The sequence below is a fragment of the Enterobacter sp. BIDMC93 genome, assembly GCF_001037805.1.
Classification (GTDB): Bacteria; Pseudomonadota; Gammaproteobacteria; order Enterobacterales; family Enterobacteriaceae; genus Enterobacter; species Enterobacter hormaechei_C.
The window spans coordinates 3791881-3804768 of the sequence record NZ_KQ089962.1 but is presented as its reverse complement, the minus strand read 5'-3'; the positions used below and the strand labels follow the sequence as shown (position 1 = coordinate 3804768).

11 protein-coding genes are annotated in these 12888 nt (G+C 57.4%); 5 read left to right on the top strand and 6 right to left on the bottom strand.

The window, feature by feature from the left end:
* Positions 1-16 precede the first annotated feature (16 nt).
* From ypdE to dcuC, 6 genes are all read right to left on the bottom strand, one after another.
* Positions 17-1057: an aminopeptidase gene (gene ypdE / locus SK58_RS17860; protein WP_048220276.1), complete on the bottom strand. Its 1041-nt coding sequence runs from the start codon at positions 1055-1057 to the stop codon at positions 17-19.
* Entirely contained in the window at positions 1030-2142 is a 1113-nt protein-coding gene (gene ypdF / locus SK58_RS17855) for an aminopeptidase (protein WP_048220275.1), read from the bottom strand. The genes ypdE and ypdF overlap by 28 nt, the downstream gene beginning before the upstream one ends.
* Positions 2143-2153: 11 nt before the next feature.
* Positions 2154-3404 (bottom strand): PTS fructose transporter subunit IIC, encoded by a 1251-nt coding sequence (locus tag SK58_RS17850; protein WP_017382484.1) that lies wholly within the window; start codon positions 3402-3404, stop codon positions 2154-2156.
* A 27-nt stretch (positions 3405-3431) separates the two neighbouring features.
* The gene (locus SK58_RS17845) at positions 3432-3755 is read right to left on the bottom strand and encodes a PTS fructose transporter subunit IIB (protein ID WP_017382483.1); all 324 of its coding nucleotides are present in this window, start codon (positions 3753-3755) and stop codon (positions 3432-3434) included.
* Between the two features lie 173 nt (positions 3756-3928).
* Positions 3929-4738, bottom strand: coding sequence for a ribonuclease I (rna, locus tag SK58_RS17840; protein ID WP_003858741.1), 810 nt, complete (start codon positions 4736-4738; stop codon positions 3929-3931).
* A 94-nt stretch (positions 4739-4832) separates the two neighbouring features.
* Entirely contained in the window at positions 4833-6200 is a 1368-nt protein-coding gene (gene dcuC, locus SK58_RS17835) for an anaerobic C4-dicarboxylate transporter DcuC (protein WP_017382481.1), read from the bottom strand.
* 340 nt (positions 6201-6540) lie between these two features.
* Between dcuC and SK58_RS17830 the strand changes: the two genes are divergently transcribed.
* The 5 genes from SK58_RS17830 to SK58_RS17810 are packed head-to-tail and all read left to right on the top strand — an operon-like array spanning position 6541 to position 12867.
* The gene (locus SK58_RS17830) at positions 6541-6942 is read left to right on the top strand and encodes a hypothetical protein (protein WP_032620077.1); all 402 of its coding nucleotides are present in this window, start codon (positions 6541-6543) and stop codon (positions 6940-6942) included.
* 54 nt (positions 6943-6996) lie between these two features.
* The gene (locus SK58_RS17825) at positions 6997-7290 is read left to right on the top strand and encodes a copper-binding protein (protein WP_015571146.1); all 294 of its coding nucleotides are present in this window, start codon (positions 6997-6999) and stop codon (positions 7288-7290) included.
* 11 nt (positions 7291-7301) lie between these two features.
* A complete protein-coding gene (locus SK58_RS17820; protein ID WP_015571145.1) occupies positions 7302-8558 on the top strand; it encodes a TolC family protein in 1257 nt (418 codons plus the stop codon).
* Positions 8555-9754 (top strand): efflux RND transporter periplasmic adaptor subunit, encoded by a 1200-nt coding sequence (locus SK58_RS17815; RefSeq protein WP_045334371.1) that lies wholly within the window; start codon positions 8555-8557, stop codon positions 9752-9754. The genes SK58_RS17820 and SK58_RS17815 overlap by 4 nt, the downstream gene beginning before the upstream one ends.
* Positions 9751-12867: an efflux RND transporter permease subunit gene (locus SK58_RS17810; protein WP_047727370.1), complete on the top strand. Its 3117-nt coding sequence runs from the start codon at positions 9751-9753 to the stop codon at positions 12865-12867. The genes SK58_RS17815 and SK58_RS17810 overlap by 4 nt, the downstream gene beginning before the upstream one ends.
* Positions 12868-12888: the final 21 nt, after the last annotated feature.

Sequence of the window (12888 nt, the reverse complement as noted above, 5' to 3'; positions counted from 1 at the left end):
TCCTGGCCGCGTGAGATCAGCATCTGAAGTCCGTCAGATGATCCACGGTCTCACGGTTCATGCATGCCACAAGCGCGACAAGCAGTTGTTGGGTGTGATGAATGTCTTTTTCGTCGGCAATGGATGCCGCGCAGTGCCCGTGTCGGGTTGGGGGACCAAGCACAAGAGTCGGCACGCCAGTGCCGGAGAGATGGATCGCCCCGCCGTCCGTTCCGCCGTTGCTGAACATGTCTTTTTGCAGCGGGATCCCTTGCGAGCGCGCGATCGTCTCAGCCAGCGCAATCAGTTTGGCTGGGGCGATGAGCGTTTTGTCGTACAGCACCAGCATCGGGCCCGCACCGATCTGGCGATGGTTGGCGCTGCCATAATCGAAATTTTTTGACCAGCAGGCGGTATCCAGCACCAGCGCGATATCAGGATGAATGGCGCGCGTGGCGGTCTGGCCCCCGCGCAGGCCGACCTCTTCACTTGAGCTGGCCACCAGCCAAAGCTCGCAGTCGAGCGGCGTCTGGTGCAGCTCACGCAGCAGCGCGATCAGCAGGTAACAGCCGAGACGATCGTCGAAGGCTTTACCCATCACCCGATTGTGGGGAAGGGTCTGAAAGGGTGTATCGAACGCCACGCGGTCGCCTGCGTCGATACCGGCGGCGAACACCTCCTCCGCCGACGTCGCGCCAATGTCGACACGCAAATTGTCAACGTTTTCTCCTTTCAGATCTCCATCCAGCAGGCCCGGTATTTTTTCCCCGTTACGCGTGGTGATGCGCACCGGCTGAAGGGTACGGGCCATCATGCGCACGTTGCCGATGGGCAGGACATCAATGGCCCCTTCGCGCGAGACGCTACGCACCATAAAACCGACTTCATCCATATGGGCGCAGACCATCACCTTCGGGCCCCGGCTCTGGTTGACGCGGATAAGCACGGAACCCAGCCCATCAAACTGAACCTCTTTATGGTATTTTTGCGCCTCACTGAGCAGGATGTCGCGCACCTCTTGCTCTGAGGCCGCAATGGCGTCTGCTTCGCTCAGGGCGCGCAGTAAATCTCTGTCCACTCTTGTTCTCCCGTCAGCAATAGCCGTTTGTCGAGGGTATAAAGCACCTCGGCGCCCGTTTCCGTCACCAGCACCACATCTTCAATTCGTACCCCGCCCAGGTGTTCAAGGTAGATCCCCGGTTCAACGGTCAGCACCATGCCGGGCTGCAACGGGGTGCGGTCGGTAGGGGAAAAACGTGGATTTTCATGGACATCAATACCAATGGCATGGCCGGTGTTATGCCCGAACTGCGGACCGTAACCTGCACGTTCAATCACGGAACGTGCGGCGCTATCGATCTGATGACAGGAAACGCCGGGGCGGATGGCATCAATGGCCGCCTGTTGTGCCGCCAGAACGATCTGGTACACCGCATAGAGAGGGTGCTCCTCCGGCGGCGTGTTTTGCCCGGCGACAAGAAAGGTCCTTGTCATATCCGAGCAATACCCCTGGTGTTGGGCGCCGAAATCAAGGGTGATCATCTCGCCAGGCATAATCACTTTGTCAGAGGCTTTGCCGTGGGGCAGCGCACCGCGCGGCCCGCTGGCGACAATGGTGTCGAAAGAGGGCTTGTCCGCACCCTCCTGCTTCATAAACCACTCCAGCTCGGCAGCGACTTCACGCTCGCGCATACCGGGCTGAATGAAACGCCGGATGTGCTGTGCGGCGCGGTCGGCAATGCCGCATGCTGCACGGATACGGTCGATTTCGTCAGCGGTTTTTATCTGCCGCAGCGCGTCGAGCGAGGTGCTGCAAAGGGTGGTATCCAGCGTATCGCGCCACAGCACGCCTGTTTGCCAGCTCACGTATTCACCCTCAAAGCCAAGACGGGTAAGATCTTCCTTCGCAATAATCTGTTTCACCGCCTGCGCAAACGGGTTCTCCGTGTTAAGCAGGTGCATTTCATAGCCCGCCGCTCGTGAAGCGATATCGCTGTAGTAACGGAAATCCACCAGGATATGTGCCGCGGTTTGTGTCACCAGCACATATCCCGAACCGGTTGAAATGCCCAGGTGCGGCTGTTTATTCTGGCGCGAAGAGATGAGCACGCCGTCCAGTTTTTCCGCAGCCAGCCAGGCACGAAGCCTTCTCAGTAATTCCATGGTTCACCCCGTTACAGCGTGTCGATAGCGAGTTTTCCGCGCTTGTGCAAACTGTTACGAATAATCACGACCAACAGCGCGGTGATCGCCGCCCCGACCACAATACTGAGCATGTACGCCCCCAGATTGGTGACCAGCGGCCACGCCCAGATCGCCGATTCAGGGAACCACTGCACGGCACCGAGCGCGGTGGCGGTCATCGCACCCGCGATCGCACCCGCCATATACGCCGGCAGCGTCGCAAGCGGATTTTCCAGCAGGAACGGGATGGCCCCTTCACTGATGCCCATAAAGGCGAGGAACATGGCCGTTTTGCCTTGCGGATAAAGCTGCGGACTAAACAGGCGTTTGCCGGTCAGACGATGGTCAATCAGCGTGGCCAGCCCCAGACCAATGGGCGGAATAACAATCGCCACGGCGCGGGAGGTGATGGGCAGGACATGATCGGTTGTCAGCCCCAGGCCAACAAATCCCGCCGCTTTGTTAATGGGGCCGCCAAGATCAATCGCCGTGGCCGCCGCCATCCCGATGGCGTACATCATGGAGCCCGCCTGACCCGCCGCCAGCAGTACGGTCCGCATACCTGCATTCAGCCAGCCGCCAATCGGCGTGATGATGTAATACATCGCCAGCATCACAAACAGCGCCGAGAGGATTGGGATCAGAAAGGTGCTTTTAAAGGCCAGCAGGTACTGCGGTACGTTAATACGGCTATTCAGCCATTTGACCAGATAGCCTGCGGCTATGGCGATAATCAGCGCGCCAATAAACGTGGAGGGCACGGGTTTGGTGGCAAGCCAGGTCAGTTTTTCCGCATCAAAGTTCAGCACCAGCGTCGGCTGCGTGGCGACAAGGCCACCGATAAACCCGGCCGGGAAGGCCAGCTTTCCGCCGATAGAGTTGGCGACAAAGGCGGCAAACATCGGGATGGCGAAGCTGAACAGCAGCCCGCCGAACGATTCGGTCAGATAGCCAAATTTCAATACCGAGAGATTGAAACCGGTGAATTTGCCAGAGTTAAGCGCGTCGAGAATACCGGTGTCAGGCGGGATCTCCAGCCAGACGTAGGCGATGAGCTGTGAAATGGCGAGGATAACCCCGCCCATGATAAGCGTTGGCACCATGCGGGATATCCCCGACATAATGTGCTGTGGAAGCTCTTTCCAGAAAGACGCACCGGCGGCAACCGGTGCGGATTTGATGGCAAGTGTGTCACCCTCGTGACTGTCCGGGCGAACCGCGCTGCGTTTTTTAATAGCCATGACGAAAACCCCTGGGTGTGAGGATTATTATTGTTCTGCTGCAATCATCTCTTCGATCTCTTTCAGGGTGCCTGCCGCGTTTTTAATAGCGTCCTGAAGCGTAATCTCATACACGTCGCGCGTTTCGAAGCGCTCATTGTCTTCCGGGGTGATCGCGATGGCGTGGATAATAATGTCAGCGTCGGCAATATCCTGTGGGGTCAGGCGATTCTGGATCCCGTCCGCGCCCTGGGTTTCAATTTTTACCTCATAACCGGCTTCCGTCGCCGCGTCTTCCAGCGCCTGGGCTGCCATGAAGGTATGTGCCAGGCCCATCGGGCAGGCGCACAGTGCAATCAGTTTTTTAGCCATGTGAAATTCCTCCTGTAGATAACGCCATGATTATGGCGGGGAGGTTTCAGTGATGTTTACCGGATTAATAATGCTTTAGCTGGAAAAATGATGCGTGTGAGCGGAAGTGTGAGGTTAATCGTCATATCACGGAAATCAATGAAAAACCGGGCAAAAAGGTGCCCGGCGCAGTATCAGTAACCGGCTTTATCAATGACAAACTGTTTGCCGCAGTTGCCCGGATGCGGCTGTGGCGCAAAGGAGCCGGCAGAGAGCGGGTTGTTGATGGTGCTGGCGTTCAGCGAGATCTGCATCTCGGTCAGATAAGCCGGATTGCCGTGGCAGGTAAGCTTGAACGCTTTTACGCTCTGTTTCCCCCAGCTTTTGGCCACGGCGGCATCGAAGTCGCTGCGGCGGACGGTTTTGCCATAGTTTTCTGCCAGAAATTTTCCTGCCGCGCTGTGCTTCACTTCCTGGTTCATGCGCACCATGGTGCCGAAGTAAGCGTCGGGATCAAAACCAAAGCAGACGCCGTGTTTCGCGTATTCATAACGTTCAAGGCAGGAGTTGCCGCCCGCGCCGGGCATCACGCTGTTCAGCTTCGCCGCGCCGGTTAGCGATAGTCCGGTCTCTGCGGCGTCACATTTGCGGCTGGCTTTTGCTTCCGGCATATTTGGAACCGGACGAGTGGCACAGCCGAAGCGCATCCAGCGGCGTTCATCCACTCCGCGAGCGGCAATAGATTTCGGCAGCGCGGGCCATAAGCCGTGGACGGTCAGAAAATCGGTTTTGTTGCTGCTCTCTTTTTGCAGGCGACACTCTTCCGGTTCGTCACGGTTACGTTCGACCATGCTCTGGCAAAATCCGGTTTGCCAGGAAAGGGCCAGAACGTAGCGATCGAAATCGCCGTACTGGGTTGGCTTAAGCGGATCTGCCTGAATTGAGAAGACACAGAGTGCAAGCGCTACTGCGCCAGATGGGATAACGATATCCTTCCTGAACATTTGCTTTCCTGATTGGTTGGGCGCGATTAATTTCTGGGGGTTATTAAAGCACAAAAAGCGCCTGCGGGCGCTTTTTGGAAATCAGGAATTTCACTTAGGCAGCGCCGGGAACCAGCACTTCGGTGGCGATAATAACGATAATCAGGCCAACCAGCACCGGCACTGACGTGCGTTTTACCACTTCAAACGGAGAGATTTTCGCCATCCCCGCAACCGCAACCACCACGCCCGATACCGGAGAAATGGTACGACCCAGGTTGGAAGCCTGAAGCATCGGAATGGACAGGTAAGCCGGGTTGATGCCGGAGGAGTGCGCCAGCTTCGGGATCATCTCAACAAAGGCGTAGAACGGCGCGTTACCGGAGCCGGTGGTCATCGCCGCCAGCATGGTCAGCACCACCAGCACCAGCATCAGGATAATGCTGGCCGAGCCGAACGAGGTGGCGATAGAGATCAGGCTCTGAATAAAGCCGATGGTGCTCAGCCCCTGGGCAAACACTCCCGCGGCAACCAGCAGCATCACCACGCCCGCGAAGGCATCCGCCATACCGCGGAAGGCAACTTCCAGACCCGTGAACACTTTCTGGGTATTAAAACCACGAACGAACTCCAGGATGGCCGCCAGCAGCATACAGATCACCAGGATAGTGATGATGTGCAGCTGCGGGCCCCATTTGCCGTCGAAAATAAGCACGCCAATAATCGGCGTGAAGGGCAGGATGGAATAAAACGCCGGGGCGGTAGTGGTGATTTCGCTGACGTCCATCATTTCGTGGCTGACGTTCTCTTTCTTATCGAGATAGCGCTGCCAGAAGAAATGCGCCACGCCCATGCCGAGAATAGCGGTGATGGAGATCGGCAGTGTGGTTTTGAAGGCGAAGTCAATCAACGACATTTCCGCGGCTTTTGCGGCCAGCACTACGTCACCGGAAGTAGGGGAGAGAATAATCGCCGCCGGAGAGGCGCAAATAGCCGCCGCTGCGCCACGGCTGATCCCGACGTTAACCATTACCGGGAATAACGTTGCCATTAAAAGCACGCCAAGACCGGTTGCTGAGGAAACGGCTAATGACATCAGACAGGCCAGGAAATAGGCCGCGACCATCAGCAGATAGGGGGAATTAATATATTGCAGCGGCTTAGAAGCCAGCTTGACCACCATATCATTCGCGCCGATATGGGTCATATAGGCAGCAAATCCGCAGAGCATCATGATCATCATGCCCAGATCGCCGCCGCGGCTCATCAGCAGAATTTTTATATATTCCACAATATCGGTAGCGGTATATCCGGTACTGGCTTCGCTGGCGGGTAAAACCTGATGACCCATTAGCGCGCTAATGATCAGCAGCGTCAGGCCGCCGACAAATAGCACGCCGGTGGCTGAGTAACCTTTAATGATGTAGCGTGCTACACCGACAATGACCACGACTCCAATGAGGAGTTCGAGAAAAGTAAGCATGATTTCCCCTGTATCCTTGCTGCCCGAGAGACAAATAATCAATAAAAAAGAAGCTGAAATGTGCCGAATAAATGTCCAGTCCTTGCTGATTAAAATCAAGAAAGAGACTACTAAAGGCACTGATGACGATATTTTTGCTAACCCTGCGTCATTTATATTAAGACGTTATTGACCTGATGAATAGATATTATATGTCATTAAATTGATGGTGAAGTGTTAAGGTTTTGAGTATTACTTGCCGAGAATCGATTTAAAACGTAAATCTCTTTAAAACCACTTCTCTTTCATTCTTTTGCCTGCTTATACTCGGTTCACTTTTACCCTATCCGACGATCTGAATATGCACGCCAGCTGGACATATCGCCTGCGCTTTATAAAAAAACATCTGCTGATGTTTTTGCTGGCGTTTGGCTGGCTGTTGATCCAGAGTCAGGTGGCCGTCGCCTCCCATCAATGTTCAATGGATTTGCGCGGTGAGGTGGCCACTATCCAGCATATGGAGATGATGGCGCAACCGGGGCCGCATTATGCTGCCGGTGCTTCACCGCTGTGTGAAAAGCATTGTGTGCCGGATCAGGTACAAAAAGATCCTGCCCAGCCGCATCTGGTGGCGCTGCCTGCCGCCATGACCCTGACCTTAACGACCCCAGAGTGCTCGTCTGCAAGCCATTCTGCGTGGTCCGTTACCCCCCCTGCTGTGGGGCCGCCGGCAACGATCCGCTACTGCCGGTTTCGGGAGTAAAAACCTGTTAATTCGTTGATTTTATTTACTTAACGTTTAACAGGAGTTTTTTTCATGCGTACTATATTCCTTTCCGCGCTGGTTGGCGCGTCCGTCTCTTTCGCTTCTTATACCGTTCAGGCAAACCAGACCTGGCAGGGCCACGGCGTGGTTCAGTCGATCTCTGACAGCGCCGTCATGCTCCGGCACGAGGCCATACCGGAACTAAAATGGCCAGCAATGACCATGCCGTTTACTTTATCTGCCGGCGCCACGCTGAGTGACGCCAAACCAGGGGATGAAGTGACCTTCACGCTTGAGCGTGCGGGTGACGGTTTCCAGATTATCTCGCTGACGCCAGCACGCTAAGCGAGGTCACCATGAAACAACACACACTGAGCCTGTGGCTCGGTGGGGTGTTGTTCGGCCTGTTAACCTCCGCCGCGCAGGCGGAGCCGTGGACGCTCGAACACACCCTCACCGAAGCCCAGCGCTACTCAGCAGAACTCTCCGCCAGCCGTAACGAAGCGCAGGCGCTGGATGCGATGGCGGATTCCGCCAGGCAATTACCTGACCCAAAACTGAAATTCGGCATCGAAAACGTGCCGGTACAGGGCAGCAACGATCGGCGGCTGACGCGCGAAGGGATGACCATGCAGAAGGTTGGCATCATGCAAAGCTACGTCAGCTCAGAGAAGCGGGAACGTAAAGCGCAGACCTTTCAGGCGCAGGCGCGAAGCGTGCTGGCAAAATCCGAAGCCGTCCGCGCCGCGCTTCAGCGTGATACCGCCCAGGCCTGGCTGGATCTGGCGCTGGCCCAGCAGGCGCTGAACACGGCCAGAACGCTGGTCCGTGAAACCGAACGCCAGCGGGGCGTGCAGAAGGCGAGCGTCGGGGCGGGAAGCGCCACGCCGGACAGCGTACTGGCCCTGCAAATGATCCTCAGCGCCATGCGCGACAAAGAGACGCTGGCGCAGCGGGATGTGCAGCTGGCGCAAAGCCGTCTGCTGGAGCTTACGGGGCACGCGATTACGGCGGTTCGCGGTCCGTTGCCGCGCTATCAGCGTCTTCCTGCCGATGAAAAAACGTTGCAGGAGGGGATCGTCAGGCACCCGGAAGTGGAGGCCGCACGACGTGAAGCCGAGACCGCGAAAGCGCGTTCAGCGCAATCTGCCGTGGCGGCGATACCCGATGTGGATGTGGAGGTCTATTACGCCCACCGCGCCGAAGGCTACGACGATATGGCTGGCGTGATGTTCAGCGTGGATCTGCCTCTGTTCCAGTCAAAACGTCAGGACAAGGATTACGCCGCCGATGTTTCCCGCTCAATGCAGGCGGTGGATCAACTCACGCTGCTCAAACGCGAACACATTGCCCAGGTGCAAACGCTGGTGGCGCAGTATCAGGCTGCGCAAACGGTGTGGCAGCGTCAGCGGGACGAGGTACTGCCGTTGCAACGTCAACGGCTGGCGGTGCTGACGGCGCAATATCGCTCTGGACAGTCGGCGCTTCCGGCCCTGCTGGAGGCGCGTCGTGGCGTACTGGATACGGAACTGGCGGTGAACCAGGCGGAGCGCGAAATGGCGCGAACCTGGGCTGCCGTGAACTGGCTGATCCCGCAGGAGCTGGCGCAATGAAAAAAACAACGTTAATGGCGATTGCCATCGCGATAGCTGCCGCTGGCGGCTATTTTGTCGGAAAGAAGCAGACGCATCAGCCGGCTGCGGCTGCACAACCCTCTGAACGTAAGGTGCTTTACTGGTACGACCCTATGGTGCCCGGTCAGCGCTTCGATAAGCCGGGTAAATCCCCCTTTATGGATATGGATCTGGTCCCGCGCTACGCCGATGAAGCACAGGCGGCGTCAGGCGTGGTCATCAGCACTCAACAGCAGCAAAACCTGGGGATGAAAACCGCCAACGTTGAGATGCGCCAGCTGGTTTCGCCGTTCTCGGCCTTTGCCACGGTTGCAACGGATGAACGTAACGTCTCGGTGGTGTCAGCCCCGGCCAATGGCGTGGTGTCAAAATTGTTTGTTAATGCGCCACAGCAGCAGGTGAAAGCCGGAGAGGCGCTGGCGCAACTGTGGATCCCGCAATGGACCACCGCCCAGCAGGAGTACCTCGCGGTTCGTCAGCTTGGCGATGCCGCATTGACCCGCGCCGCACGCGAGCGGCTGGCGTTGCAGTTTATGCCGGAAGAGGTCATTCGTTTGCTGGAGCGTAGCGGTAAACCGCAGACCACGCTCACCCTGCGCGCTGACCGGGCGGGCTATGTGGTGAAGCTGGACGTGCGGGAAGGGGCGCAAATCACCGCAACGGCGCCGCTGTTTGAGATCGCCAGCCTCGATCCTGTCTGGCTGGTGGTCGACTACCCGCAAACGCAGGCGCAGTCTCTGGCAGTGGGCAGCAACGTGGTAGCAACGTCAGAAAGCTGGCCGGGGGAGCAATTCCACGGCACGGTCAGCGAATTGCTGCCGCAGATGGAGGCGACCACGCGAACCCTGAAAGCCCGTATCGTGCTGGAAAATACCGCACATAAGCTGAAGCCAGGCATGTACCTCTCCGTCAGGCGTGCGGAAGAGATGAAAGGCCCGCCGGTGCTGGCGGTGCCGGAAGAGGCGGTGATTAACAGCGGAGAGTCTGCGCGTCTGCTGCTGGCCAGCGGGGACGGTTATTTCCAGCCTGTGACGGTGACAACCGGCCTGACGGCGCAGGGCTGGACGGCGATCCTGTCCGGGGTCAAAGAGGGCGATAAGGTGGTGACGTCCGGGCAATTCCTCATTGATTCCGAAGCCAGCCTGCGTAGCGTGATGCCGGAGGTGACGCCATGATTGCCGCTGTGATTCGCGCCTCGTTGCGTAACCGCCTGCTGGTGATCCTGGCCGCGCTGATGATGGCCGGCTGGGGCTGGTGGGCGGTGCAGCGCGCGCCGCTGGACGCGTTGCCCGATCTGTCTGATGTGCAGGTCATTATCAAAGCGAGTTACCCCGGAAAAGCGCCGCAGGTGATTGAAGATCAGGTGACCTGGCCCCTGACAACGTCCATGTTGTCTGTGCCGGGAGCTAAAACCGTGCGTGGTTTTTCAATGTTTGGTGACGCTTATGTGTATGTGCTGTTTGAGGATGGCACCGATCTCTACTGGGCGCGATCCCGGGTGCTGGAATATTTAAGCCAGGTACAGGCGCAGTTTCCGCCGGGCGTTAAGGTGTCGCTGGGGCCGGATGCGACGGGCGTGGGCTGGATCTACGAATATGCGCTGATCGACCGTAGTGGAAAACACAGCCTGGCAGATCTGCGGGCCCTTCAGGACTGGACGCTTAAGTTCGAGCTTAAGGCGGTACCGAATGTATCTGAAGTGGCAAGTATTGGCGGAATGGTGCGTCAGTATCAGATCGTGGCGGACCCGGCGAAAATGCGCGCGCTGAATATTACCCATAGCCAGCTATCCGGCGCGGTGCAGGCCGCCAATAAAGAGAGCGGCGGCGCCCTGCTGGAGATGGGCGAAGCGGAGTATATGGTGCGGACAACGGGCTATGTGCGCTCGCTGGAAGATTTTCGCAATGTGGTGATCGCCACCCGCAATGGCGTGCCTGTCCTGCTGAAAGATGTCGCCACCATTGGTATTGGCCCGGAGATCCGCCGGGGCGTGGCGGAGCTTAACGGTGAAGGGGAGGTCGCTGGCGGCGTGATCGTGATGCGCTACGGGCAGAATGCGCTGGAAACGCTTCGTGCGGTAAAAGCGAAACTGAGCGAGCTGCAAAAAACGCTGCCGCAGGGCGTCGAGATTGTTCCGGTCTACGATCGCTCCACGCTGATTGAGGACTCGGTCAAAACGCTGACGCACAAGCTGCTCGAAGAGTTTGCCGTGGTGGTACTGGTGTGCGCGCTGTTCCTGTTCCACCTGCGCTCCGCGCTGGTAGCAATGGTCTCTCTGCCGCTGGGGATCCTCGGGGCTTTTGTGGTGATGCACTATCAGGGCATTAACGCGAATATGATGTCGCTCGGCGGGATCGCCATTGCCATCGGGGCGATGGTGGATGCGGCAATTGTGATGATTGAAAATATGCACAAGGTGCTGGAGCAGTGGCGGCATGATAATCCGGGCAAGGAGCCCGCGACGGGAGAGTACTGGCGTCTGGCGGAAAAGGCGGCGGTTGAAGTGGGACCAGCGCTGTTTTGCAGCCTGTTAATCATCACGCTGTCATTTATACCGGTTTTTTCGCTGGAAGCGCAGGAGGGACGAATGTTCTCGCCGCTGGCGTTCACCAAAACCTGGTCGATGGCCGTGGCCGCCGGGCTTGGGATCACCCTGGTGCCGGTGCTAATGGGCTTTTTCATTCGCGGGAAAATCCCGGATGAGAAGGCAAACCCGATCAACCGCCTCCTGATCCGCCTGTATGAGCCGCTGCTGGACAAGGTGCTGACCTTCCCGAAAACGACCCTGGCGCTGGCATGTCTGCTGCTGATCGCCACGCTCTGGCCGCTGAGCCGCCTGGGAAGCGAATTTATGCCGCCGCTGGATGAAGGGGATTTACTCTATATGCCCTCCACGCTGCCGGGGATCTCTGCTCGCGAGGCATCGCGGCTGCTTCAGCAGACGGACCGCTTGATCAAAAGCGTACCGGAGGTCGCGAGCGTGTTTGGCAAAGCCGGTCGCGCGGAGTCGGCAACCGATCCCGCGCCATTAACCATGCTGGAAACAACCATTCACTTTAAGCCCCGCGAGCAGTGGCGGCCAGGAATGACGCCGCAAAAGCTGGTGGAGGAGCTTGATAAAACCGTGTCGCTGCCGGGTATTGCCAATGTGTGGGTGCCGCCTGTCCGTAACCGCCTGGACATGCTGGCAACCGGGATCAAAAGCCCTGTCGGCATTAAGGTGAACGGCAATAATATTGCCGACATTGAGCGCGTGGCCCGGCAGATTGAGCAGGTGGTGAAGGACGTTCCTGGCGTCTCCTCTGCGCTGGCGGAGCGTCTGGAAGGCGGGCGCTACGTGGATATTCGTATCGATCGGCAAAAAGCCGCGCGCTACGGCGTTTCCGTCGATGAACTGCAAAGCCTGGTCTCCACGCTGGTCGGGGGCGATAACATTGGTGAGGTGATCCAGGGACGCGAGCGGTATCCCATCAACCTGCGTTATCCCCGCGATTTGCGTGATAACGTCGACACGTTGCGGGTGTTGCCGGTAGTGACCGCCAGCGGTAGCCAGGTGGCGCTGGGGGAATTGGCCGATATCGTCGTGACGGAAGGCCCACCGATGCTCAAAAGTGAAAACGCGCGCCTTTCCAGCTGGATCTACGTGGACTTGCGCGGGCGCGATCTGAAGTCCGCCGTGGATGAAATGCAAAAACGGGTGGAGGAGAAGGTGGTATTGCCGCAGGGCGTGTCTCTCTCCTGGTCCGGGCAGTTTGAATATCTGGAACGGGCGACCGCGACGCTCAAAATAGTTTTACCTGTCACGCTGATGATTATATTCGTCCTTTTATGGTTAACCTTCAGGCGGATATCAAATGTCCTGATAATAATGGGGACATTGCCGTTCGCGCTTATTGGGGGCGTGTGGTTACTGTGGCTGCTTGAATATAATTTGTCAGTGGCGGGGGCCGTTGGCTTTATCGCCCTTTCCGGAGTGGCGGCAGAATTCGGCGTAATTATGGTTCTTTATTTGAATCATGCGCTCGATAAATATCACAGGCTGGAGCCAGAAGGGGGAAATACGGTGCTGATGCGGGCGATCCACGAAGGTGCCGTGCTGCGCGTGCGTCCGAAGGTGATGACGGTCGCCACTATTATGGCAGGACTGCTGCCCATTATGTGGGGGAGTGGGAGTGGTTCGGAGGTGATGCAACGTATTGCCGCGCCTATGATTGGTGGCATGGTAACGGCACCGTTATTATCGATGTTAGTTATTCCCGCACTCTACAAATTGTTACATCAACGTTAAATATGTCAACTGCATGTGCTT

Bases quoted from the DNA above. Each gene is read 5' to 3' on its own strand.
- ypdF (WP_048220275.1), bottom strand. From the start codon at position 2,142: ATGGAATTACTGAGAAGGCTTCGTGCCTGGCTGGCTGCGGAAAAACTG.
- SK58_RS17850 (WP_017382484.1), bottom strand. From the start codon at position 3,404: ATGGCTATTAAAAAACGCAGCGCGGTTCGCCCGGACAGTCACGAGGGT.
- SK58_RS17845 (WP_017382483.1), bottom strand. From the start codon at position 3,755: ATGGCTAAAAAACTGATTGCACTGTGCGCCTGCCCGATGGGCCTGGCA.
- rna (WP_003858741.1), bottom strand. From the start codon at position 4,738: ATGTTCAGGAAGGATATCGTTATCCCATCTGGCGCAGTAGCGCTTGCA.
- dcuC (WP_017382481.1), bottom strand. From the start codon at position 6,200: ATGCTTACTTTTCTCGAACTCCTCATTGGAGTCGTGGTCATTGTCGGT.
- SK58_RS17830 (WP_032620077.1), top strand. From the start codon at position 6,541: ATGCACGCCAGCTGGACATATCGCCTGCGCTTTATAAAAAAACATCTG.
- SK58_RS17825 (WP_015571146.1), top strand. From the start codon at position 6,997: ATGCGTACTATATTCCTTTCCGCGCTGGTTGGCGCGTCCGTCTCTTTC.
- SK58_RS17820 (WP_015571145.1), top strand. From the start codon at position 7,302: ATGAAACAACACACACTGAGCCTGTGGCTCGGTGGGGTGTTGTTCGGC.
- SK58_RS17815 (WP_045334371.1), top strand. From the start codon at position 8,555: ATGAAAAAAACAACGTTAATGGCGATTGCCATCGCGATAGCTGCCGCT.
- SK58_RS17810 (WP_047727370.1), top strand. From the start codon at position 9,751: ATGATTGCCGCTGTGATTCGCGCCTCGTTGCGTAACCGCCTGCTGGTG.